This is a genomic window from Kocuria sp. CNJ-770 (assembly GCF_001942375.1).
In the GTDB taxonomy this organism is placed as follows: domain Bacteria; phylum Actinomycetota; class Actinomycetes; order Actinomycetales; family Micrococcaceae; genus Kocuria; species Kocuria oceani.
The window spans coordinates 1-22,519 of record NZ_MKJW01000022.1 but is presented as its reverse complement, the minus strand read 5'-3'; the positions used below and the strand labels follow the sequence as shown (position 1 = coordinate 22,519).

General features: G+C 72.7%; 19 protein-coding genes and 2 pseudogenes. 1 reads left to right on the top strand and 20 read right to left on the bottom strand.

What is annotated here, in order from left to right; all coding sequences use genetic code 11:
- From recA to rpsO, 13 genes and pseudogenes are all read right to left on the bottom strand, one after another.
- A complete protein-coding gene (recA, locus tag BJF77_RS01060) occupies positions 1-1,110 on the bottom strand; it encodes a recombinase RecA (RefSeq protein ID WP_047802785.1) in 1,110 nt (369 codons plus the stop codon).
- A 231-nt stretch (positions 1,111-1,341) separates the two neighbouring features.
- Positions 1,342-1,563 (bottom strand): DUF3046 domain-containing protein, encoded by a 222-nt coding sequence (locus tag BJF77_RS01055; RefSeq protein ID WP_047802786.1) that lies wholly within the window; start codon positions 1,561-1,563, stop codon positions 1,342-1,344.
- A gap of 208 nt (positions 1,564-1,771) precedes the next feature.
- Entirely contained in the window at positions 1,772-2,203 is a 432-nt protein-coding gene (locus BJF77_RS01050; RefSeq protein ID WP_047802787.1) for a helix-turn-helix domain-containing protein, read from the bottom strand.
- A gap of 164 nt (positions 2,204-2,367) precedes the next feature.
- A complete protein-coding gene (locus BJF77_RS01045; protein ID WP_075871035.1) occupies positions 2,368-2,862 on the bottom strand; it encodes a CinA family protein in 495 nt (164 codons plus the stop codon).
- Positions 2,859-3,464, bottom strand: coding sequence for a CDP-diacylglycerol--glycerol-3-phosphate 3-phosphatidyltransferase (pgsA, locus tag BJF77_RS01040; RefSeq protein ID WP_075871034.1), 606 nt, complete (start codon positions 3,462-3,464; stop codon positions 2,859-2,861). The genes BJF77_RS01045 and pgsA overlap by 4 nt, the downstream gene beginning before the upstream one ends.
- A 36-nt stretch (positions 3,465-3,500) precedes the next feature.
- Positions 3,501-6,490: pseudogene (locus BJF77_RS01035) on the bottom strand (DNA translocase FtsK 4TM domain-containing protein).
- A 65-nt stretch (positions 6,491-6,555) separates the two neighbouring features.
- Entirely contained in the window at positions 6,556-8,247 is a 1,692-nt protein-coding gene (locus BJF77_RS01030) for a ribonuclease J (RefSeq protein ID WP_047802791.1), read from the bottom strand.
- Between the two features lie 12 nt (positions 8,248-8,259).
- Positions 8,260-9,204 (bottom strand): 4-hydroxy-tetrahydrodipicolinate synthase, encoded by a 945-nt coding sequence (dapA, locus tag BJF77_RS01025; RefSeq protein WP_075871033.1) that lies wholly within the window; start codon positions 9,202-9,204, stop codon positions 8,260-8,262.
- 89 nt (positions 9,205-9,293) lie between these two features.
- Positions 9,294-9,926: a hypothetical protein gene (locus BJF77_RS01020; protein WP_255396070.1), complete on the bottom strand. Its 633-nt coding sequence runs from the start codon at positions 9,924-9,926 to the stop codon at positions 9,294-9,296.
- A gap of 4 nt (positions 9,927-9,930) precedes the next feature.
- A pseudogene (dapB, locus tag BJF77_RS01015) lies at positions 9,931-10,732 on the bottom strand (4-hydroxy-tetrahydrodipicolinate reductase).
- Positions 10,733-10,773: 41 nt separating this feature from the next.
- A complete protein-coding gene (locus BJF77_RS01010; protein WP_075871032.1) occupies positions 10,774-12,198 on the bottom strand; it encodes a pitrilysin family protein in 1,425 nt (474 codons plus the stop codon).
- A gap of 54 nt (positions 12,199-12,252) precedes the next feature.
- Complete coding sequence (locus tag BJF77_RS01005) at positions 12,253-14,517, bottom strand: polyribonucleotide nucleotidyltransferase (RefSeq protein ID WP_075871031.1); 2,265 nt, start codon at positions 14,515-14,517, stop codon at positions 12,253-12,255.
- A gap of 257 nt (positions 14,518-14,774) precedes the next feature.
- Positions 14,775-15,044 carry a 30S ribosomal protein S15 gene (rpsO, locus tag BJF77_RS01000; RefSeq protein WP_047802795.1) on the bottom strand — a complete coding sequence of 90 codons (270 nt, stop codon included), beginning with the start codon at positions 15,042-15,044 and terminating at the stop codon, positions 14,775-14,777.
- Positions 15,045-15,297: 253 nt separating this feature from the next.
- Here rpsO and BJF77_RS00995 point away from each other — a divergent pair, with 253 nt between their 5' ends.
- Positions 15,298-16,167, top strand: coding sequence for an aldo/keto reductase (locus BJF77_RS00995; RefSeq protein WP_238986004.1), 870 nt, complete (start codon positions 15,298-15,300; stop codon positions 16,165-16,167).
- Between the two features lie 18 nt (positions 16,168-16,185).
- Here BJF77_RS00995 and BJF77_RS00990 read toward each other — a convergent pair whose 3' ends face one another.
- The 7 genes from BJF77_RS00990 to infB all read right to left on the bottom strand — a co-directional run.
- Positions 16,186-17,175 carry a bifunctional riboflavin kinase/FAD synthetase gene (locus BJF77_RS00990; protein ID WP_075871030.1) on the bottom strand — a complete coding sequence of 330 codons (990 nt, stop codon included), beginning with the start codon at positions 17,173-17,175 and terminating at the stop codon, positions 16,186-16,188.
- Positions 17,150-17,848: a GNAT family N-acetyltransferase gene (locus tag BJF77_RS00985; RefSeq protein WP_075871029.1), complete on the bottom strand. Its 699-nt coding sequence runs from the start codon at positions 17,846-17,848 to the stop codon at positions 17,150-17,152. The genes BJF77_RS00990 and BJF77_RS00985 overlap by 26 nt, the downstream gene beginning before the upstream one ends.
- 111 nt (positions 17,849-17,959) lie before the next feature.
- Entirely contained in the window at positions 17,960-18,439 is a 480-nt protein-coding gene (locus BJF77_RS00980; protein WP_075871028.1) for a hypothetical protein, read from the bottom strand.
- A gap of 43 nt (positions 18,440-18,482) precedes the next feature.
- On the bottom strand, positions 18,483-18,854 hold the full coding sequence (locus BJF77_RS00975; RefSeq protein ID WP_075871027.1) for a hypothetical protein: 372 nt from the start codon (positions 18,852-18,854) through the stop codon (positions 18,483-18,485).
- Positions 18,854-19,903, bottom strand: a complete 1,050-nt coding sequence (gene truB, locus BJF77_RS00970) for a tRNA pseudouridine(55) synthase TruB (protein ID WP_075871026.1) — start codon at positions 19,901-19,903, stop codon at positions 18,854-18,856. Before truB ends, BJF77_RS00975 begins: the two co-directional genes overlap by 1 nt.
- Positions 19,904-19,923: 20 nt before the next feature.
- On the bottom strand, positions 19,924-20,373 hold the full coding sequence (rbfA, locus tag BJF77_RS00965) for a 30S ribosome-binding factor RbfA (RefSeq protein ID WP_047802801.1): 450 nt from the start codon (positions 20,371-20,373) through the stop codon (positions 19,924-19,926).
- Between the two features lie 204 nt (positions 20,374-20,577).
- Positions 20,578-22,519: translation initiation factor IF-2 (infB, locus tag BJF77_RS00960; RefSeq protein ID WP_075871025.1), on the bottom strand; the 1,942-nt coding region annotated here is incomplete at its 5' end.

Here is a 22,519-nt window from a genome sequence, read left to right as displayed (position 1 = left end):
TCAGAAGGCCGGGCCGCCGATCTCGGAGGGCAGCCCGGCGACCGGCGACTCCTCCTCGACCTCCGCGGCGCTCTCGGGCTCGGCGACGATCCCGAGCTTGACCAGGATCCGGCGCTCGATCTCCTCCGCCAGCTCCGGGTTGTCCTTCAGGAACCGGCGGGCGTTCTCCTTGCCCTGTCCGAGCTGGTCGCCCTCGTAGGTGAACCAGGCCCCGGACTTCTTGACGATGCCGTGCTCCACGCCCATGTCGATGAGCCCGCCCTCGGTGGAGATGCCCTCCCCGTAGAGGATGTCGAACTCGGCCTGCTTGAAGGGCGGGGCCATCTTGTTCTTGACGATCTTGGCGCGGGTGCGGTTGCCCACCGGGTTCGCTCCGTCCTTGAGCGTCTCGATGCGGCGCACGTCCACGCGCACCGAGGCGTAGAACTTCAGCGCCTTGCCACCGGTGGTGGTCTCGGGGCTGCCGAAGAACACGCCGATCTTCTCGCGCAGCTGGTTGATGAAGATCGCGGTGGTGTTCGAGTGCGAGAGCCGCCCGGTGATCTTGCGCAGCGCCTGGCTCATCAGCCGTGCCTGGAGACCCACGTGGCTGTCGCCCATCTCGCCCTCGATCTCGGCCTTGGGCACCAGGGCCGCCACCGAGTCGATCACGATGATGTCGATGGACCCGGAGCCCACCAGCATGTCCATGATCTCGAGGGCCTGCTCACCGGTGTCCGGCTGCGAGACGAGCAGGCTGTCGGTGTCCACGCCCAGCTTCTCGGCGTAGGCGGGGTCCAGGGCGTGCTCGGCGTCGATGAAGGCGGCGATCCCGCCGGCCTTCTGCACGTTGGCCACCGCGTGCAGCGCCACGGTGGTCTTGCCGGAGGACTCCGGGCCGTAGATCTCCACGACGCGCCCGCGGGGGAACCCGCCGATGCCCAGCGCGACGTCCATGGCGATGGAGCCGGTGGGGATGGTCTCGATCTTGGTGGCCGGGCGGTCGCCCAGGCGCATCACCGAGCCCTTGCCGTAGTTCTTGTCGATCTGCGCGAGGACGGTCTCGAGAGCCTTCTCGCGGTCGCTGCCGAACTGCTGGTCGGCGCTCTGTTTGTTGCCCTTGGCTGCCATGGTTCACCTCGTGGTCGGGGGGTTCCGCCGGTGCGGCCGGAACCGTTCGTGCTGGTCGTTTCGTGTTCCACGGTATCGCCGCGGTCGGACACCCTAAGGCCTCCGCACCGGGCCTGGGGACGCCCACCGGCCGGCGGCCCGGGCGGGAGCGGGTTGTGCAGTCCACGCTGCGGTGTCGAATATACCTTCGAACCTTCCCGGGGTCCACGGGCGCGCCGGGACCGGGGCCGGTCAGCTCCGCGGGGGCCGGTCCGCGCCCCACCAGCGCGACTCCGGCACGTCCTGCGCCCGGCACAGGGCGAACCACACGGTGCGGGGGTCCACCCCGTCCTCGATGGCCTCCGCGGCCGTGCGGTGACCAAGCTCCCCGAGCACCAGGTCCCGGGCCAGGACCTTGCTGTAGCCCGCTCCGAACTCGTCGGCCATCAGCTCCCAGAAGCTGCTGAGCCTCATGCGCGTCCTCCTCGGTGGTGCTGCGGCCTGCTGGTCCGCGGTGCGTGGTCCGTGTCGTTCCCCGTCGTCGTGCGATGTCCCCGACGCCCGGGGTCCGTCGCGGTGCTGCCGGCAGGGCGGCCGGGCGGGCACATGCCGGAGGGCCCGGCGGTCCTCGGACCGACGAGCCCTCCGGGACGTCGTGGTGGGCGGGATGCCGCCCGGGTGCTCAGCGGGCGCCGGCCGCGGCGGCCTCGCCGCCGTTGACGCGCCCGAACTCCCGCGAGTACTGCTCGGTCAGGTCGCTGGGCACCGTGTCCGGGACCAGGAGGCCCTCGGCGTAGGCCAGCCGGTCCGCGACCTCGCGCAGCATCTGGGACATCGGGATGTCGAGGGCGGTGCAGATCGAGGCGAGCAGCTCCGAGGAGGCCTCCTTCTGCCCGCGCTCCACCTCGCTCAGGTAGCCGAGAGAGACGCGGGCGCTGTGCGAGACCTCCCGGAGGGTGCGCCCCTGACGCTGACGGACGTTGCGGAGAACCTCACCGATCTCCTGGCGGAGTACACCCATCTTCATGTCCTTCGTCTCGGTACCGCTGTGCTCGTCCAGGCCCACGTCCTTCCAACGGACGACACCATTGACGGACACGGGTTGCTTCGTCATGTGAATCGCTTGTCTCCTCATGTGTGCGGCAGTGTCACCGCCTGCTGCGGACGGTGTCCCCGGCGCCGGCCGGTCGACATCTTGACTTCGAACGGCTCAACTCGAGCCTGCGATCATTGCTAACCACGCTGACGGTTCCATTCTTCCCCGCCGACCGCACTTTTTCACTGGGAGTTGTCTGGGAGCAGGATGGCGGCGGTGAGCCGCTCCAGGGCCGCGGCGACGGTGGCCGCCCGGATGGCCGCGCGGTCGCCCGCGGCCTGCAGCTCCAGTGCGGTCGCGCCCCGGGGGCCGGCCAGGCCGAGGTAGACCGTGCCGACCGGGCGGCCGTCGTGCGGCTCCGGGCCGGCGACGCCGGTGGTGGCCACGGCCCAGTCCGTGCCCAGCACCCGGCGGGCGCCCTCGGCCATGGCCGCCGCGACGTCGGGGTCCACGGAGCCGCGCTCGGCCAGCAGCGCCGCCGGGACGCCGAGGACCTCGGTCTTGACCCTGTTGGAGTAGGACACGACCGCGCCCTCGAAGCAGCCCGAGGCCCCGGGGACGTCGACCACCGCGGCGGCCAGCGCGCCCCCGGTCAGCGACTCGGCGGTGCCGATGGTCAGGCCCCGCCGGACGGCCGCCTCGACGAGCGCGCCGGCGGCCGGCGCCGCGCCGCTCACGCCGGGTTCCGCCCGGCCGGCGAGCGGCGGCGCAGCTGCACGGCCTTGACCACGTAGTCCACGCCGGTCACCACGGTGACCACCAGCGCGGCGCCCATGACGGTCCAGCCCAGCCACGGCCACCAGGCACCCACCAGCGGCGCCAGGGGCAGGAGCAGCAGCAGCAGCGCGACGGTCTGCAGGACCGTCTTGAGCTTCCCGCCCTTGGAGGCGGCCATCACCCCGTAGCGGATCACGACGAAGCGCAGGACCGTGATGCCCCACTCGCGCACGAGGATCACCACGGTGACCCACCACCACAGCTCCCCCAGCATCGAGAGCACCACGAAGGCGGCCCCGGTCAGCAGCTTGTCCGCGATCGGATCGGCGATCTTGCCGAAGCTCGTGATCAGCCCGCGGGCCCGGGCGATGTCACCGTCGAGCTTGTCGGTGTACATGGCCACGGCGAACACCGCGAGGGCGGCCCACCGCATGGCCGCGGAGTCCTCCCCCTGGGTGCCGCCCGCCCACAGGAACCAGACGAAGAAGGGCACCAGCACGATGCGCAGGGCGGTGAGCGCATTGGGCAGGTTGACGTTGGAGGCCGGGTCCGCGGGGCTCATCGGGTGCTCGCTTCCTGGTGGTGGTGGTCGGTCGGCTCAGCGGCCGGTGAGCTGCCAGGCGTCCTCGGAGCCCTCGGGGTCCTCGGCGCCGTCGTGGTGGTCGACCGCGGTGGCCGCCAGCGAGGCCTCGACCGGGTCCTCCCCGTAGTCGACGGATCCGCCGGTCCCGCCGGCCGGCGCCGGCGGCTCCTCGCCGCGGAGCACGGCCAGGGTCGCGGCGAGGTCGTCCGGCTTGACGAGCACGTCCCGGGCCTTGGAGCCCTCGGAGGGTCCGACGACGCCCCGGGACTCCAGCAGGTCCATGAGCCGGCCGGCCTTGGCGAAGCCACCCGCAGCTTGCGCTGCAGCATGGAGGTGGAGCCGAACTGCGTGGTCACCACGAGCTCGGTGGCCTGCAGGAGCACGTCGAGGTCGTCCCCGATGTCCTCGTCGATGGCCTTCTTGGGGGCCTCCTGGACGACGTCCTCCCGGTAGTGGGCCTTCATCTGGCCCTTGACGTGGTCCACGACCTCGTGGATCTCCGACTCCGAGACCCACGCCCCCTGCACGCGCATGGGCTTGGAGGCGCCCATGGGCAGGAAGAGGGCGTCGCCCTGGCCGATGAGCTTCTCGGCGCCGGGCTGGTCCAGCACCACCCGGGAGTCGGTGACCGAGGAGGTGGCGAACGCCATCCGGGAGGGCACGTTGGCCTTGATCAGTCCGGTGACCACGTCCACGGAGGGCCGCTGGGTCGCGAGGACCAGGTGGATCCCGGCCGCGCGGGCGAGCTGGGTGATCCGCACGATCGCGTCCTCGACGTCGCGCGGGGCGACCATCATGAGGTCGGCGAGCTCGTCCACGATCACGAGCAGGTACGGATAGGGCCGGATCACCCGCTTGGAGCCGGGCTCGGGCTGGACCTTGCCGTTGCGCACGGCCTTGTTGAAGTCGTCGACGTGCTTGTAGCCGTAGTGAGAGAGGTCGTCGTAGCGGGCGTCCATCTCGCGCACGACCCACTGCAGCGCCTCGGCGGCCTTCTTGGGGTTGGTGATGATGGGGGTGATCAGGTGCGGGACGCCCTCGTAGGCGGTCAGCTCGACGCGCTTGGGGTCGACCATGACCATCCGCACCTCGTCGGGGGTGGCGCGCATCAGCAGGGAGACGATCATCGAGTTCACGAAACTCGACTTGCCCGCGCCGGTGGCGCCGGCCACGAGCAGGTGCGGCATCTTCGCGAGGTTGGCCACCACGTAGCCGCCCTCCACGTCCTTGCCCACGCCCATGACCATGGGGTGCTCGGTCTTGCGGGCGTTGTGCGAGCGCAGGACGTCGCCGAGGGACACCGTCTCGCGGTCGGTGTTGGGGATCTCGATCCCGATCGCGGAGCGGCCCGGGATCGGGGAGAGGATGCGGACGTCGGCGGAGGCCACCGCGTAGGCGATGTTCTTCGACAGCGCCGTGACCCGCTCCACCTTCGTGCCGGAGCCGAGCTCGATCTCGTACCGGGTGACGGTGGGCCCGCGGGAGAAGCCCGTGACCACGGCGTCGACGTTGAACTGCTCCAGGACGCTGGTCAGGGCGGCGACCACGGCGTCGTTGGCCTCGGAGCGCTCCTTGGGCGGCGGGCCCTGCACGAGCGCCCCGGGCGTGGGCAGGGAGTAGGCGATGTCCCCCTCGAGCTTGAGCTGCTCCGCCCGGGCCGGGATGGGGGCCTCGGGGGTGTGCGTGCGGGCGGTGACGGAGGTCGAGCCCGCCGGGGCGGGCTCGACGTCCTCGAGCGCCGGGGAACCGGAGCCGGCGGCCGTGTCCGCGGCCGGCTCGAGGCCCTGCTCCCGGCGCAGCTTCGTGGCGGCGAGCTGCTCCTGGGTGGGACGCTTCTGCCCCGGGCGCGGGCCGGCCGCCGGCTGCGGCGCCTGCTCGGCGGGGGCCGGTGCCCCGGACGGTTCCGCGGCGTCGGCGGCCCCTGCGGCGGCGGCCTTCCGCCGGGCGGCGCGGGCGGAGTCGACGTCGAAGACGCGGGTGGGGGCGTCTCCCCCGGACCGCTCCTGGTCGACGACGGCCCGTTCGAAGGCCTCGTCCCCGCGGTAGCCGTCGAGGGCGCGCCGCTCGGCCTCGGCCTCCTTGCGCTCGCGGCGCTTCTGCCGCCGGGTCTTGCCCGCCTCGGCGCGCGCGTGGTGCTCGTCCAGGTAGGAGCGGTCGTGGTCCGCGGAGGACAGGTCGGTCGCGGAGACGGGCCCGTCCTGGCCCATCAGCCGCCAGTAGCCCTGCTTGAGCCGGGGTCCGATGAGGTTCACGGGGGTGGCGGTGATCACGAGCACGGACAGGAACAGGACGGCGACGAACACCGCCCCGGCCCCCACCGGGGTGACGAGGGCGCTGAGCGGGTCGGCGGCGAGGAACCCGACGGTGCCCCCGGCGGTGCCCAGGGCCCCGGGGCCGTCGCTCATCGAGGGGCGGCCCAGGAACAGGTGGGCCAGGCCCGAGCCGGCCACCACCGCGGCGCCCAGGCCGATGGCGATCCGGTTGTTGGCGGAGGTCTCCTCCGGGTGCCGGAAGCGGCGCAGGGCGAAGCCGGCGAGGGGCAGGGGCAGGACCAGGGCCATCCAGCCGAAGGTGCCGGCGAGCACCTGGTGGACCACGGCGGCGGGCACGGCGATCCAGGCGGCCGGGGCGGCGGGCAGGTTCCACCACTCGACGGCGGCGCTGAGCAGCCCGAGCAGCAGCAGGAACAGCGCCCCGCCGTCCCGCAGCCGCTCGGCGGGCACGTCGGTGCGCAGGGTGCCCATCCGGCGCACCGCGCCGCCGACCACGTGGGCGACGGCCGTCCAGGCGCCCCCGATCACGCGGGCGCACCACAGCAGGGCGGCGCCGAGGGCGTGCAGCGCCCCCGGCGAGCTGTCGGCCGGGCGCGCGGAGGAGCCCCGCGCCGCGGTGGCGGGGCGGGAGGAGCTTTTCCGGCTGGTTCCCGACGACCGCGCGGAAGACGTGCTGTTCTTGCCACGCGACGTCGAGGCGCCCTTGCGGGCAGGGGAAGTACGAGTCGCCATGCTCCCAGGGTAGACCACGGCCTCCCCCCGCCCGCGGTGCCGCACGGGCGGAGGAGGCGGGGTGGTCAGGCCTCGATGACCACCGGGACGATCATGGGCTTGCGGCGCAGCTTGCGGCTGACCCAGGAGCCGATCGTGCGGCGCACCACCTGCTGGAGCTGCTGGGTGGTGTGGTTCTTGCCCGAGTGGTTGATCGCGTCCTCGAGGGCGGCGGTGATCTTCGGCTTGATGTCCTCGAAGACCTGGTCGTCCTCGGCCACGCCCCGGGCGTGCACGTCGGGGCCGGAGACCACCTTGCCGGTGTCGCGGTTGACCACGGTGATCACCGAGATGAAGCCCTCCTCGGCCAGCACCAGGCGGTCCTTGAGGTCGGCGTCGGTGATGGTGCCCACGGAGGAGCCGTCCACGTAGACGTCCCCGCACTCCACCTGCCCGGTGATCCGGACCTGGCCGGCGGTCATGTCCACCACGGTGCCGTTCTCGGCCAGCAGCACGTGGTCGGTCGGGACGCCCGTCTCCTCGGCGAGCTTGCCGTTGGCGATGAGGTGGCGGACCTCGCCGTGCACCGGCATGACGTACTCGGGCTCGATGATGTTGTAGCAGTACAGCAGCTCCCCGGCGGCGGCGTGCCCGGAGACGTGGACCTTGGCGTTGCTCTTGTGCACGACGTTCGCGCCCAGGCGCATGAGCCCGTTGATGATCCGGAACACGGAGTTCTCGTTGCCCGGGATCAGGGAGGACGCGAGGATCACGGTGTCCCCCTCGGTGAGCTGGACCTTGTGGTCCCCGTTGGCCATCCGCGACAGCGCGGCCATCGGCTCGCCCTGCGAGCCGGTGCACATGATGACCAGCTGGGAGTCGGCGTGGTCCTCGATCTTCTTCTGGTCCACCAGGGTGTTCGGCGGGACTTCGAGGTAGCCGAGCTTCTCGGCGATGGTCATGTTGCGGACCATGGAGCGGCCCATGAAGACGACCTTGCGCCCGTGCTCGGCGGCGGCGTCGAGCACCTGCTGCACCCGGTGGACGTGGGAGGAGAAGGACGCCACGACCACGCGCTTGGGGGCCCGGCCGATCACGTCGGCCAGGACCGGGCCGATGTGCTTCTCCGTGGGCGTGAAGCCGGGGACCTCGGCGTTGGTGGAGTCGGTGAGGAACAGGTCGACGCCCTCCTCGCCCAGCCGGGCGAAGTGTCGGAGGTCGGTGATCCGGCCGTCCAGGGGCAGCTGGTCCATCTTGAAGTCGCCGGTGTGCAGCACCGTGCCGGCCCGGGTGCGCAGGAACACGGCCAGCGCATCGGGGATGGAGTGGTTGACGGCGACGAACTCGACCTCGAACTCGCCGAGCCGTTCGACCTGCCCCTCCCGCACCGCCATGGTGTAGGGCTTGATGCGGTGCTCCTGCAGCTTCGCCTCGATGAGCGCGAGCGTGAGCTGGGAGCCGATGACGGGGATGTCCGGCCGGCGCTTGAGCAGGTAGGGCACGGCGCCGATGTGGTCCTCGTGCCCGTGCGTGAGCACCACGGCCACGACGTCGTCGAGCCGGTCGATGATGTAGTTGATGTCCGGGAGGATCAGGTCCACGCCGGGCTGGGTCTCCTCGGGGAAGAGGACCCCGCAGTCGACCACGAGCAGCTGCCCGTTGATCTCGAACACCGTCATGTTTCTGCCGACCTCGCCCAGCCCGCCCAGGGGGACGACGCGCAGCGCGTCCTTGCCGAGGGCGGGGGGAGCGGACAGGTCAGTGTGCCATTGGGTCATGGAACTCTTTCGTCATTCGATGGTGCCGGAGACGATCGAGCCCTCCAGATCCGCGCGGATCAGGGCGGCCTCGGCCTCCGTGGGTGGGACGTGCGGGAGCCGCACGGTGTTGTGCGGCAGCTTGCCCTGCCACATGAGGATCGTCTTGGCCGCCACGGCGCCGGGCGCGCGGGTCATGGTGGCGCGGACCACGGGCTCGAGGTCCAGGTTGAGGCGCTGGGCCGTGCCCAGGTCGCCGGCGCGCACGGCGTCGATGAGCCGGCGGTACTCCGCGGTGGCCACGTGCGTGGTGACGCCCACCAGGCCGGCCGCGCCGAGGGACATCCACGGCAGGGTCAGCCCGTCGTCGCCGGAGTAGTAGAGCAGGTCCGTCTCGGCCAGCACCCGGGTGGCGGCGAGCAGGTCCGCCTTGGCGTCCTTGACGGCCACGATGTTGGGGTGGCCCGCGAGGGAGATCAGGGTCTCGGTGGCGATGGGGATGCCGGTGCGGCCGGGGATGTCGTAGAGCATGATCGGCAGGTCCACGGAGTCGGCGAGGCTGCGGAAGTGCGCCTCGACCCCGGCCTGGGTGGGCTTGTTGTAGTACGGGGTGACGATGAGCAGCCCGTCCATGCCGATCTGCTCGGCCGCCCGGGAGAGGTAGCGGGAGTGCTCGGTGTCGTTGGAGCCGGTGCCGGCCAGCAGCGGCACGCGGGAGCCCACGGCGTCCTTGACCGCGCGGAACACGGAGAGGTTCTCCTCGTCGGTCATGGTCGAGTACTCGCCCGTGGTGCCGCAGACCACCAGGCCGTCGCAGCCGTCGTCGACGAGCCGCGACGCCACGGCCGCGGTGCCCTCCAGGTCCACGGAGCCGTCCTCGGCGAAGACGGTGATCATCGCGGTGAGCAGCGTCCCGAACAGGGGCTTGTCCGGGGTGGTGGGGCGGTCGGCGGAGGAGGACGTGGCGAAGTCAGTCATGGGCCCCAGGCTACCGTCTCCGCGCCGGGGTCCGCGCCGGGGCGGGTGGTCCCGGGGCCGCCGAGGGGGCAGGTCGCGACGGCCACGGCTCAGTCCAGGCCCTCGCCGGCCGGTCCGGCGGCCTCCACGTTGCGGGCCGGGCGCCCCTGGGACAGGGCCACGGCGTCGCGCATCGCGGAGCGGGCGCGGCGGCGGTCCCCGGCGTCGGCGTAGGCCAGGGAGAGCCGGTACCAGTTGCGCCAGTCCCCGGGGTCCTCCTCGGTCTGGGCCCGGCGGACGTGGAACCGCTCGTCGGCGGCCGCGCGCACGATCCGCCCGCCCGGAGTGCGCGGCAGGTCGTCCGCGGGCAGCCCGCCCTCCGCCTCCAGGGTGCGGCCGAGCTGCTCGGTGCGGACGCCGAAGAGGACCTCGCGCACCAGCGCCCACACGCCCACGGCCGGCAGCACCAGCAGGGCGAGGCCGAAGGCCTTGGGGATCCAGCCCTCGGTGCCCATCAGCAGGACCGCGCGGTGCAGGCTCAGGACGAGGTAGACGACGAGCAGGGCGGTCATGGCCGCGGCCAGCGCCTTCGCCCGGCTCGTCGACTCCAGCAGCGTGAAGACCCCGGCGAAGACGAGCACCGCGAGGATCCACAGCTTCGAGCCGTCCGGGATCGGCAACAGCCACAGGGTCACGGCGCCCGCCGCGAGCAGCACCCAGCCCCAGACGCGCATCGAGCTCATCGGGTCACAGCTCCAGGTCGAGGTAGCCCTCGAGGCCGTGCGTGAGCCCCGGGTGGGAGCCGACCTCGCGCACGCCGAGGACCACGCCGGTCATGAAGGAGATCCGGTCGAAGGAGTCGTGCCGGATGGTGAGCTGCTCCCCGACGCCGCCGAGCAGCGTCTCCTGGTGGGCCACCAGTCCGCGCAGGCGCACGGAGTGCACCCGGACGTCGTCGACGAGCGCCCCGCGCGCGCCGGCCGGTCGTGCTCGGTGCGTCGGGCGACGGCGCCGTCCCGGCGGCCCGCCGGGCCTCGCCGACGAGGGCCGCGGTGCGCGCGGCGGTGCCGGAGGGGGCGTCGACCTTGTCCGGGTGGTGCAGCTCCACGATCTCCACCGACTCGAAGAACCGGGCGGCCTGGGCGGAGAAGCGCATCGCCAGCACCGCCCCGACCGAGAAGTTGGGGGCGATCAGCACGCCCACCCCGGGGTGCTCGGCCAGGAGCGCCCCGAGCCGGTCCAGCCGCTCGGCGTCCCAGCCGGTCGTGCCGACCACGCAGTGCATGCCGTGCTCCACGGCGAAGCGGACGTTGGTCTCCGTGGCGGAGGGGACGGTGAGGTCGACCACGACCTCGGCGCCGGCGGCGACCAGGGCCTGCAGGGAGTCCTCCCGGCCGAGCTCGGCGACGAGCTGCAGGCCGTCGGCGCGGCGCACCGCCTGGACGGCCTCGCTGCCCATCCGGCCGCGGGCGCCGAGGACGGCGACCCGGAGCTCGGCGGGGACGGACGCCGCGGCGTCGGTGGTCTCGGGGGCGGTGCTCTCGGTCATGGCTCCAACTCTAGGCGACGAGGGGTGGGCGGGGACGGCGGTCAGCGGCGGGAGGGCGCCACGATGGTGGTGACGACGGGGCCCTCGGCCAGCCAGCCGGCGAGCTCCCGGACCTGCTCGGGGGTCACCGAGCGCACCCGGTCCAGCGACTCGTCGATGTCGAGGAACTCCCCCGACTTCAGTTCCGCCGAGCCCAGCCGCGACATCCGCGAGCCGGTGTCCTCCAGGGCGAGCACGGTGCCGCCGCCGAGCTGGCCGACGACCTTGCGCAGCTCGTCGGCGCCGATCCCGTCCGCGGCGAGGGTCTCGAGCCCGCCGGTCATCAGCGCCACGACCTCGTCGGTGCGCGCCGGCAGGCACCCGGCGTACATCCCGAAGTAGCCCGCGTCCGAGTACGCCCCGGAGAAGGAGAAGGTGCTGTAGGCCAGCCCGCGCTTCTCCCGGATCTCCTGGAACAGGCGGGAGGACATCCCGCCGCCCAGCGCGGCGTTGAGCACGGTCATCGCGAAGCGGCGCTCGTCGCCGGCCACGATCCCGGGCCGGCCCACGAGCACGTTGGTCTGCTCCACGGGCCGCTCCAGGAAGTGCTCGCCCCACTCGGGGACCAGCGGGGCGGGGGTGCGCACGCGCCGGGCGACCGGGGCGGCGGGTGCGGACGGGTCCCAGCCCGCGCGGCCGAGGGCCTCCGCGACGAGGGCCACCACCACGTCGTGCTCCAGCCCGCCCGCGGCCGTGACCACGAGGCCCTCGGGCCGGTAGTGCCGCCGGTAGTGCTCGAGCACCGCGTCGCGGGGCACGGCCAGGATCTCCTCCGGCGTGCCGCCGATGGGACGGCCCAGCGGGTGGTCGCCCAGCACCCGCTGGGTGAACTCCTCGAAGGCGACGTCCTCGGGATCGTCCTTGTCCATGGCCAGCTCCTCGAGGATCACCCCCCGCTCCCGTTCGAGCTCCTCCGGGTCGAGGACGGCCGAGGTGACCATGTCGGTGATCACGTCGATGGACATCGGCAGGTCCTCGGCGAGCACCCGGGCGTAGTAGCAGGTGTGCTCCTTGGCCGTGGCCGCGTTGGACTCCCCGCCCACCTCGTCGAAGGCCTCGGCGATCTGCAGCGCGGAGCGCCGGGTGGTGCCCTTGAACAGCAGGTGCTCCAGGAAGTGGGTGGAGCCCAGCCGCCCGGGCTGCTCGTCGCGGGAGCCGACGCCCACCCAGAAGCCGACGGTCACGGCGCGCTGGGCCGGCATCCGCTCGGTGAGCACGCGGGTGCCGCACGGCAGCACGGTGCGCCGCACCACGTTGCCGCCCTCGCCCTCGTGCAGGGTGTGCGTGAACCCCCCGGCCGCGGCGGTCAGCGCCCCGGCGGTGGTGGTCGGTGAACTGCTCAGGACCGCCGAGAGGCGGGCGCCCGGTCCCGGGGTGGTCCCCGAGCCGCGGTCGCCCGCCTCCAGCGGCAGATCGACTGCCGTCATCCAGATGTGCTGCTTTCTGTGCTCGTGCTCTGCTGCGCGCGGGAGTGTCCCGGCTCAGACCTCGGAGGCCGCGTCGTCCTCGGCGAAGACGTTGGGCTCCTCGGCGACCACCGGGGCCAGCGACAGCTTGCCGCGGTCGTCGACCTTGGTGATCTCCACCTGGACCTTCTGGCCCACGCCGAGGACGTCCTCGACGTCGGTGACGCGCTTGCCCTCGTTGAGCTTGCGCAGCTCCGAGATGTGCAGCAGGCCGTCCTTGCCGGGGGTCAGGGAGACGAAGGCGCCGAAGGTCGTGGTCTTCACCACGGTGCCCAGGTAGCGCTCGCCGACCTCGGGGACCTGCGGGTTGGCGATCGCGTTGATCGCCGCGCGGGCCGCCTCGGCCGAGGGGCCGTCGGTGGCGCCGATGTAGACGGTGCCGTCGTCCTCGATCGAGATGTCGGTGCCGGTGTCCTCCTGGATCTGGTTGATCATCTTGCCCTTGGGGCCGATGACCTCGCCGATCTTGGAGACGGGCACCGACACGGAGATCACGCGCGGGGCGAACTCGCTCATCTCGTCCGGCTGGTCGATGGCGGCGTTGAGCACCCCGAGGATGTGCAGGCGGGCCTCGCGGGCCTGGGTGAGGGCCGCGTCCAGGACGGAGGAGGGGATGCCGTCCAGCTTCGTGTCGAGCTGGATCGCGGTGACGAACTCGGCGGTGCCGGCGACCTTGAAGTCCATGTCGCCCAGCGCGTCCTCGGCGCCCAGGATGTCGGTCAGCGCGGCGTAGCGGGTCTCCCCGTCCACCTCGTCCGAGACCAGGCCCATGGCGATGCCGGCCACCGGGGCGCGCAGCGGCACGCCGGCGTTGAGCAGCGACAGGGTCGAGGCGCACACGGAGCCCATCGACGTGGAGCCGTTGGACCCCAGCGCCTCCGAGACCTGGCGGATGGCGTAGGGGAACTCCTCGCGGGAGGGCAGCACCGGGGTGATGGCCCGCTCGGCCAGCGCGCCGTGGCCGATCTCGCGGCGCTTCGGGGAGCCCACGCGGCCGGTCTCGCCGGTGGAGTACGGCGGGAAGTTGTAGTGGTGCACGTAGCGCTTGTGCTTGACCGGGGACAGCGAGTCGATCTGCTGCTCCATCTTGAGCATGTTCAGCGTGGTGACGCCCATGATCTGGGTCTCCCCGCGCTCGAAGATCGCCGAGCCGTGGACCCGGGGCAGGACCTCGACCTCGGCGGTGAGCTGGCGGATGTCCGTCAGGCCGCGGCCGTCGATGCGCACCTGCTCGGTGAGGATCCGCTGGCGCACGGTCTGCTTGGTCAGGGCCTGGTAGGCGCCGTTGACCTCGTCCTTGCGGTCCGCGAAGGGCTTGCCCTCCCCGGTCAGCTCCGCGAGGGTCGACTGGTGCAGCTCGTCGGTCGCGGCCTCGCGCTCCTGCTTGCCGGCGATCGAGTAGACCTCGGCGAGCCGGGTGCCGGCGGTGGCCGCCACGGCCTCCTTGACGTCGTCGCCGAAGCCGCCGAAGCGCGGCAGCTCCATGTCGGGCTTGCCGGCGCGGGCCTTGAGGTCGGCCTGGGCGTCGCACAGGGCCTTGATGGCGGGCTTGGCGGCCTCGAGGCCCTGGGCCACGAGCTCCTCGGTGGGGGCCGTGGCGCCGTTGCTCTTGATCAGGTTCCAGGAGTTGTCGGTGGCCTCGGCCTCGACCATCATGATCGCGACGTCCTCGGTGCCGTCCTTGCCGGTGACGACCCGGCCGGCCACGGCCATGTCGAACACGGCGTTCTCGAGCTGGGAGTGCTTCGGGAAGGCCACCCACTGGTGCTGGCCGTTCTCCCCGGCCATGAGAGCCATGCGCACGCCGCCGACCGGGCCCTGGAAGGGCATGCCGGACAGGGTCGTGGACATCGACGCGGCGTTGATCGCCACGGTGTTGTAGATTTCGTCCGGGTTGATGGACAGGATCGTCACGACGACCTGGACCTCGTTGCGGATGCCCTTGCCGAAGGCCGGGCGCAGCGGGCGGTCGATGAGCCGGCAGGTGAGGATCGCGTCCGTGGAGGGGCGGCCCTCGCGGCGGAAGAACGAGCCGGGGATGCGCCCGGCGGCGTACATGCGCTCCTCGACGTCGACCGTCAGGGGGAAGAAGTCGAAGCCCTCGCGGGGGGACTTGCCCACCGTGGTGGCGGAGAGCATGGTGGTGTCCTCGTCGATGGAGACGAGGGTGGAGCCGGCGGCCTGCTTGGCGAGGCGGCCGGTCTCGAAGCGCACGACGCGCTTTCCGTAGGAGCCGTTGTCGATGACGGCTTCGGCGTACTGGATCTCGGGACCCTCCAAGGGTCACCTCCGTTTCGTGTCGGCGGGGCGGCCCGCGCGCCACCCGGTCTTCGATCGAGATCCACGGACCGCCGGGGCCCGCAGGGGCCGTCCGGTTTCCGGAGATCACTACCGAGGACCGCGAATGATCGGCGCGGTGGCCCCGTCTGGGGTTCGGTGGTGCTGCAGTGTGCGGTGGTGCTCACCCGTCCGGGACGGACGGGGGTGGTGCTCGGCGGCGCCCTCCCGGGGGCCGGGGGGACGCCGCCGGGTGCCGACTAGCGGCGCAGGCCGAGGCGCTCGATGAGCGTGCGGTAGCGCGTGATGTCGGTGTCGCGCAGGTAGGTCAGCATGCGACGACGACGACCGACCAGGGCCATCAGGCCGCGGCGGGTGTGGTGGTCGTGCTTGTGCTGCTTCAGGTGCTCCGTCAGATCGGCGATCCGGCGGGTCAGGACCGCGATCTGCACCTCGGGCGAACCGGTGTCGCCCTCGTGGGTGGCGAAGTCCTGGATGATCTGCTGCTTGACGGCGGCGTCGAGTGCCACGTGTAACTCCGTTCGAGTCAGTACCGTGCGGCCCGGTCGGCGGGTTCGCCGCCGGGTCCCGGGAGCTCCCGGGGGTCCGACAACCACGGACTGCAGTCGGACCGCCGTCAAGTCTACCGGACGCGCGCAGATCACCCCAGCGGGGCGGCCCGCGGCGCGCTGGGCTGGGTGCTCCCGGGGCCGTGGGCCAAGATGGGAGGGACACCACGACCAGGGCCCGAGCGCGCTCGGGCACGGAGCACAGGAGCAGCCCGTGAGCAAGGACACCCAGGAGGGCCGGGGCCTCGAGCCCGCCGGCCGCACGCACACCATGCGGGACGGCCGGCGCATCCCCGCGATCGGTCTGGGGACCTACCCCATGGACGACGCCGAGGCGGAGGCGAACGTCGCCGAGGCGCTGATGCGCGGCTACCGGATGGTCGACACGGCCGTGAACTACGGCAACGAGACCGGGGTGGGCCGCGGGGTCGCCGCCTCCGGCGTGCCCCGCGGCGAGCTGTTCCTGACCACGAAGCTGCCGGGCCGGGACCACGGCACCGACGCCGTGCGCCGCTCCCTCGACGGGTCGCTGCGGCGGCTGGGCACCGACCACGTGGACCTTTACCTCATCCACTGGCCGAACCCGTCGGTGGACCGCTACGTGGAGACGTGGCGGACCATGCTGGAGCTGCAGGAGGAGGGCCTGGTCCGCTCGGTGGGGGTGTCCAACTTCACCCCGGCGCACATCCGCCGGCTGGTGGCGGAGACCGGGACGACCCCGGCCGTGAACCAGGTCGAGCTGCATCCGCAGTACCAGCAGGAGCGGCTGCGGGAGTTCCACGAGGAGCACCGCATCGTCACGCAGGCCTGGTCCCCGCTGGGCCGCAAGACGGACGTCCTCCAGCACGAGTGGATCGCGCGGATCGCCCGGCGGACCGGGCGCACCCCGGCGCAGGTCGTGCTGCGCTGGCACCTGCAGTCCCGGACCGTGCCGATCCCGAAGACCTCCGACACCCGGCGGATGGCCGAGAACCTGGACGTCTTCGACTGGGAGCTGGACGAGGAGCAGATGCAGCGGCTGCAGATGCTGCACACCGGGATCAGCGGCTCGGGCTTCGACCCGAACACGCACGAGGAGATGTAGCGCCGGGCCGCCGGGGGCTCAGCCCTCGGCGGCCAGGATCCGCCGGGTGCGGGCCACGTCGTCGTCCATCTGTGCCACGAGCTTGTCGACGCCCTCGTAGGCGACCATCCCGCGCAGCCGCTCCACGAACTCGACGACCACGTCCTGGCCGTAGAGGTCGAAGTCCTCGACCCGCTCCGCGGGGCGGTCGATGACGTGGGCCTCCACCTGGCGCGGGACGTTCTCGAACGTGGGGTTGGAGCCCACGGAGATCGCGGTGGGCCAGCGGGTGCCGTGGGCGTCGACCAGCCACCCGGCGTAGACGCCGTCCGCGGGGACGAACCCGGCGGTCTCCGGGGACAGGTTGGCCGTGGGGTAGCCCAGCTCCCGTCCCCGGGCCGCCCCGTGCACGACCTCCCCGCGCACCCGGTGGTTGCGCCCGAGCAGCCGGGCGGCGGCGCGCACGTCCCCGGCCTGCAGGCAGGAGCGGATCCACGTCGACGAGCAGCGGCGCTCCCCCGACGGGGCGTGCCGGGTGTCCTCGCCGTCCAGCGGGTCGAGCAGGTCGTCGACCACCCGGACCTCGAAGCCGTGGCGCTCCCCCAGCTCCCGCAGCGTGTCGATGTTGCCGGAGTTGCCGCGGCCCAGGCGGGTGTCGGAGCCCACCACCAGGCAGCGGGCGCCGAGCGGCCCGACCAGGGTGCCCAGCACGAACTCCTCGGTGGTCTGCTCGGCGAACTCCAGGGTGTACCGCAGCACGAGCACCGCGTCCGCCCCGGTCTGCTCGAGGGCGTCGAGCTTGTCCTCGGTGCCCATGATCAGCCCGGGCGAGCTGTCGGGCCGGTGCACCTGGGCCGGGTGCGGGTCGAACGTCACCACCACCGAGGCCCAGCCGCGCTCGCGGGCGGAGCTGACGAGCTGGGACATCACCTGCTGGTGGCCCCGGTGGACGCCGTCGAAGTTGCCGAGGGTGACCACCGACGGGCCGAAGCCCGGGGGGACGTCAGAGAGATCTCGCCAGCGGAACACGGTTCTCCTCGCAGGATCGGGACAGGCAGGAACGGGACGGGACGGGCCGGGGGGTCGAGGCGCGGGGGCGCCGGGCGGGGGCGGGCCGTCCCAGGCGGTGGCGGGGGGTGCGGGGGTCGTCGGCCCCGAGGGTGAGGATCCAGGCGTCGACGGAGGCGCCGCGCTGCTCCATGAACCCGTCGATGCGCACCGGCGACCGGAAGCCCAGCTTCCACGCGAGCTTGCGGCTGGCCCAGTTGGGGACCTTCGCCATCCAGTAAGCATAGGTCAGTCCCAGGTGCTCGAAGCCGTGGTCGAGCAGCAGCCGGCAGGCGGCCTCGGCGGCCCCGGTGCCCCGGGCGTGCGGGCCGAAGTTGAGCCCGACGTCGGCGGTGGTGCCGCGCAGCGCGTTGAACCCCACGGTCCCGTAGAGGCGGTCGGTCGCGGCGTCGGCGGCGGCCCAGTTGTACTCGCGGCCCGCACGCCAGGCCTCGGGGACGAAGTGCTCGACGTACCAGCGGGCGTCGGACTCCGTGTAGCCCAGCGGCACGGTGGTGAACTCGGCGGCCGCCGGATCGGCGCAGTTGCGGGTCAGCTGCGGGACGTCGCGCTCGTCGAGCCGGCGCAGGACCACGGTCCCGTCGGTGAGGACCGGGACGTCGTAGTCTCCGGCGCCGTCGGGGCGTGCGGGCATGGGTGTGGTCCTTTCGGGAGGGTGCGGCGCGGGGCGCTCCGGCCCGCGCACGAGCCTACCCGCTGCGGGCGCCGCCCGGCGCGGGGAGGCCGGGCTCCCCCGGCGGCGGGTTCAGGCGCCGGGAACTGCGGCCCGGGGCCGGGAGCGCCACAGCCACGCGAAACCGACCAGGGGCAGGACCAGCGGTACGTAGCCGTAGCCCTGGCCGAAGTGCGACCACACGCTGGCCTTCGGGAACAGCTCGGGGGCGAGCACCGAGAGCAGCCCCACGCCGAGCACCCCGCACAGCTCGACCAGCACGGCCGCCACGGCCACGCGGTGCCAGCGGGCACCGGGCCGGGCGAGGGCCACGGTGGCCAGCACGTACACCGCCGCGGCGAAGGCGGAGAGCAGGTACGGCAGCGGGGCGGCGCCGAAGTCGGTGAGGATCTGGTACAGGGACCGCACCCCGGCCGAGAGCGAGAACACCGCGTAGACCACCACGACCAGACGGCCGAAGCCCGAGGACTTCCGGTCGGCGCGCCCGCCGCCGCGCCGGGGACCGAAACGCTGCTGCAGGCGGGTGCGCCCGGGGTCGGGGTGGTGGGTCATCGGGCGGTCTCCTGGTCGGGCGGGGCGGACGGCCGGCGGGGGCTCACTGGTAGTACCAGATGAAGTTCATGCGGTAGACCATGATCGCCACCACGGGCCCCGCGGCGGCGAGCACGTAGTTGGACCAGGCCGAGCGCTCCACCAGCGACCACACGAAGGTCCCGGCGGGGATGAGCAGCGCGGTCAGCAGGTAGCCCCAGTACTCCAGCGCCGAGCCGGTGGGTGCGGGGCCCACCAGGTGCATGACGACCGAGCCCACCGCGTAGGCCAGGAGGAAGGCCTCCAGCAGCAGCACGGAGCCCTGGGTCCAGTCGTCGGGCCGCCGGCCCCGCAGGGCCTGCACCGCGCACACCAGGAAGGACGCCCCGCCGAGCAGGACCGCGGCCCAGAACCAGCCGTCGTAGCCCCACAGCATCAGCGGTCCCGCCCCCGCTCCGCGGGCGGCCCGGGGGTCTCGGGAAACCGTTCCCCGGGCAGGAACACGAGCACGGGCTTGGCCGTGCGGGCACCGCGCTCGCCCCGGTCGCGGAGCAGGGCGACGAGCCGTCCGTCCGGGGCCAGCCCGGCGGTCACCGCCTCGTTGTCGAGGGGGCCCTCCGCCGGGTCCCCCGCGGACGGCCCGATCCGGCGCCCGTCGGCGAGGTCGCCCGCCTCGGCGGCCGTGAGCCGGCGGACGGGGAAGAGCCCTGCGGCGGCCTGCTCCAGGGTGGTCACGGGCAGGGGGCGGCCCGCGGCGACGTCGGCGGCGAGCTCGTCCAGGGTGGAGGCGTGCTCGAGCGTCAGCGCGCCCACGCGGGTGCGGCGCAGGGCGGTGAGGTGCCCGCCGACCCCCAGGGCCTCGCCGAGGTCCCGCGCCAGGGCGCGCACGTAGGTGCCGGTGCTGCAGGAGACGGTGGCCTCGACGTCGAGGACCGGCCGGCCGGCGTCGTCGTGGGTCCGCGTGATCCGGTGCACGTCGAAGGCGGAGACCGTCACGGGGCGGGCGGCGAGCTCCACGTCCTGCCCGGCGCGCACCTGGGCGTAGGCCCGCCGGCCGTCGACCTTGATGGCGCTGACCTTGGCCGGGACCTGCTGGAGGGCACCGGTGAGCCGGGCGACCGCCGCGGTGACGGCCTCGTCGGTGAGCGCCTCGACGTCGGCGGGCTCGGCCACGGCGACCAGCTCGCCCTCGGCGTCGTCGGTCACCGTCGCCTGCCCCAGCCGCAGGGTGGTCTCGTAGGTCTTGTCCTGGCCGACCACCCAGGTCAGCAGGCGGGTGGCCTTCTCGACGCCCACCACCAGCACCCCGGTGGCCATGGGGTCCAGGGTGCCGGCGTGGCCGACCTTCCGGGTGCCGGCGAGCCGGCGCATCCGGGCGACGACGTCGTGGCTGGTCCAGCCGGCGGGCTTGTCCACGACCACGAGCCCGGACACCGTCGGCAGGGACGGGTCCGGGCTCGGGACGTCGTGCGGGGCGCGGGCCATCGGTCCGGTGCCTGCCGCGCTCAGCGGGACGGGGAGGACTCGTCGTCCTCCTCGGCGGGCCGGCGGTAGGGGTCCTCCCCCGCCGCCCAGGTGGCCGAGGCGGCCTGCGCGGCGACCTCGGCGTCCTTCTCCTTGGCGGCGCGCAGCACCTCCTCCAGGTGGGAGGCGTTCACGGGGATCTCGTCCGGGACGAACGTGAGGGTCGGGGTGAGGCGGGCTGTGATGTTGCGGCCGACCTCGCTTCGCAGGACGCCCTTGGCGGACTCCAGGGCCGCGCGGGTGCTCTCCTGCTCCTCGGCGGTGCCGAATACCGTGTAGTACAGCGTCGCGTGCTGCAGGTCGTTGGTCACCCGGGCGTCCGTGATGGTCACGAAGCCGAGCCGGGGGTCCTTGACCCGGCGCTCGAGCGCCTGGGCGACGACCACCTTGATCCGGTCGGCGAGTCGGGCGGCGCGTGCTGCGTCAGCCATGGTGGGTGCTCCTCGGTTGTTCGACGGTGCGTCCGTCCGGCAGTGCCGTCGTCCGTCAGTGCCGTCGTTCGTCAGTGCTGTCGTTCGGGGGTGCTGCGGTTGGGATGTGCTGTGGTGCACACGGTGGCGGCGGCACGGACGGGCACCGGGCCCGTCCGTGCCGCCGCGGCGGCCCCGCGCACGGGGCGCGGGGCCGGGGACGGGTCAGGCGCGCGGCTTCTCGCGCATCTCCCACGTCTCGATGAGGTCGCCCTCGCGGATGTCGTTGAAGGAGCCGAGCCCGATACCGCACTCGTAGCCCTCGCGGACCTCGGTCGCGTCGTCCTTGAACCGGCGCAGCGAGTCGATGGTGAGGTTCTCGGCCACGACGCTGCCGTCCCGGACCAGCCGGGCCTTGGAGTTCCGGCGGATGGTGCCCTTGGTGATGTAGGCACCGGCGATGTTGCCCCACTTGGAGGAGCGGTACACCTCGCGGATCTCGGCGGTGCCGAGCTCCACCTCCTCGTACTCCGGCTTGAGCATGCCCTTGAGCGCGCTCTCGACGTCGTCGATGGCGTTGTAGATCACCGAGTAGAACTTCATCTCGACGCCCTCGCGGTCGGCCAGTTCCGTCACGCGCTCGGCGGGGCGGACGTTGAAGCCGATGATGATGGCGTTGTCCACGGTCGCCAGGTTGACGTCGTTCTGGGTGATCGCGCCCACGCCGCGGTGGATGACGCGCAGCTGGACCTCCTCGCCCACGTCGATCTTCAGCAGCGAGTCCTCCAGCGCCTCGACGGCACCGGACACGTCGCCCTTGATGATGAGGTTGAGCGTGTCGATCTTGCCCGCGGCCACGGCCTCGTCGAAGGACTCCAGCGTGATCCGCTTGCGGCGCTTGGCGAGCAGCGCGTTGCGGTCCGCCGCCTGCCGCTTCTCGGCGATCTGGCGCGCGGTGCGCTCCTCCGGGGTGGACAGGAACGTGTCACCGGCGCGGGGCACCGAGTCCAGGCCGAGGACCTGCACCGGCCGCGAGGGACCGGCCTGCTCGACCGACTTGCCGTTCTCGTCGAACATGGCGCGCACGCGGCCGTACGCGGCGCCGGCGACGATCGCGTCGCCGACGCGCAGCGTGCCGGACTGCACGAGCACGGTCGAGACCGCACCGCGGCCCTTGTCCAGGTTCGCCTCGATGGCCACGCCGCGGGCGTCCTTGTTGGGGTTCGCCTGCAGCTCGAGCGCGCCGTCCGCGGTCAGCACGATCGCGTCCAGCAGGTCGTCGATGTTCAGGTCCTGGCGGGCCGAGACGTCGACGAACATGGTGTCGCCGCCGTACTCCTCCGGGACCAGGCCGTACTCGGTGAGCTGACCGCGGATCTTGTCCGGGTTCGCCTCGGGCTTGTCGATCTTGTTGACCGCCACCACGATCGGCACACCGGCGGCCTGGGCGTGGTTGAGCGCCTCGACCGTCTGCGGCATGACGCCGTCGTCCGCGGCGACCACGAGCACGGCGATGTCCGTCACCTGGGCACCACGGGCACGCATGGCGGTGAACGCCTCGTGACCCGGGGTGTCGATGAAGGTGATCTGCCGCTCCTGGCCGTCCACCTCGGTCTCGATCTGGTAGGCGCCGATGTGCTGGGTGATGCCGCCGGCCTCCCCCTCGATCACCTTGGTGTTGCGGATCGCGTCGAGCAGGCGGGTCTTGCCGTGGTCGACGTGGCCCATGACGGTCACGACCGGCGGGCGCGCCTCCAGCACGTCCTCGCCCTCGGCCGCGGCCTCGGCCTCCAGGTCGATGTCGAAGGACTCGAAGAGCTCGCGCTCCTCGTCCTCCGGGGAGACGACCTGGATCTTGTACCCGAGCTCGGCGCCCAGCAGCTGGAAGGTGTCCTCGTCGAGGGACTGCGTCTGGGTGGCCATCTCGCCGAGGTGGATGAGCACTGTGACGAGGGAGGCCGGGTTCGCGTTGATCTTCTCGGCGAAGTCCGTCAGGGACGCGCCGCGGCGCAGGCGCACGACCGTGGTGCCGTCACCGTGGGGCACGGAGACGCCACCGACGGACGGGGCCTTCATCTGCTCGAGCTCCTGGCGCTTCGCCCGCTTCGACTTGCGCTGCTTGCCGCGCGCACCGCCGCGCCCGAAGGCGCCTGGTGCCGGCGCGGCC

Excerpts from the sequence above, each read along its gene's own strand:
- BJF77_RS00985 (WP_075871029.1), bottom strand. The coding sequence starts at position 17,848 with ATGCCCGCACGCCCCGACGGCGCCGGAGACTACGACGTCCCGGTCCTC.
- BJF77_RS01050 (WP_047802787.1), bottom strand. The coding sequence starts at position 2,203 with ATGACGAAGCAACCCGTGTCCGTCAATGGTGTCGTCCGTTGGAAGGAC.
- recA (WP_047802785.1), bottom strand. The coding sequence starts at position 1,110 with ATGGCAGCCAAGGGCAACAAACAGAGCGCCGACCAGCAGTTCGGCAGC.
- pgsA (WP_075871034.1), bottom strand. The coding sequence starts at position 3,464 with ATGAGCCCCGCGGACCCGGCCTCCAACGTCAACCTGCCCAATGCGCTC.
- BJF77_RS01010 (WP_075871032.1), bottom strand. The coding sequence starts at position 12,198 with ATGACGGCAGTCGATCTGCCGCTGGAGGCGGGCGACCGCGGCTCGGGG.
- BJF77_RS01030 (WP_047802791.1), bottom strand. The coding sequence starts at position 8,247 with ATGACCCAATGGCACACTGACCTGTCCGCTCCCCCCGCCCTCGGCAAG.
- truB (WP_075871026.1), bottom strand. The coding sequence starts at position 19,903 with ATGGCCCGCGCCCCGCACGACGTCCCGAGCCCGGACCCGTCCCTGCCG.
- BJF77_RS00980 (WP_075871028.1), bottom strand. The coding sequence starts at position 18,439 with ATGACCCACCACCCCGACCCCGGGCGCACCCGCCTGCAGCAGCGTTTC.
- BJF77_RS00975 (WP_075871027.1), bottom strand. The coding sequence starts at position 18,854 with ATGCTGTGGGGCTACGACGGCTGGTTCTGGGCCGCGGTCCTGCTCGGC.
- BJF77_RS01020 (WP_255396070.1), bottom strand. The coding sequence starts at position 9,926 with ATGAGCTCGATGCGCGTCTGGGGCTGGGTGCTGCTCGCGGCGGGCGCC.
- dapA (WP_075871033.1), bottom strand. The coding sequence starts at position 9,204 with ATGACTGACTTCGCCACGTCCTCCTCCGCCGACCGCCCCACCACCCCG.
- BJF77_RS01055 (WP_047802786.1), bottom strand. The coding sequence starts at position 1,563 with ATGAGGCTCAGCAGCTTCTGGGAGCTGATGGCCGACGAGTTCGGAGCG.
- rbfA (WP_047802801.1), bottom strand. The coding sequence starts at position 20,373 with ATGGCTGACGCAGCACGCGCCGCCCGACTCGCCGACCGGATCAAGGTG.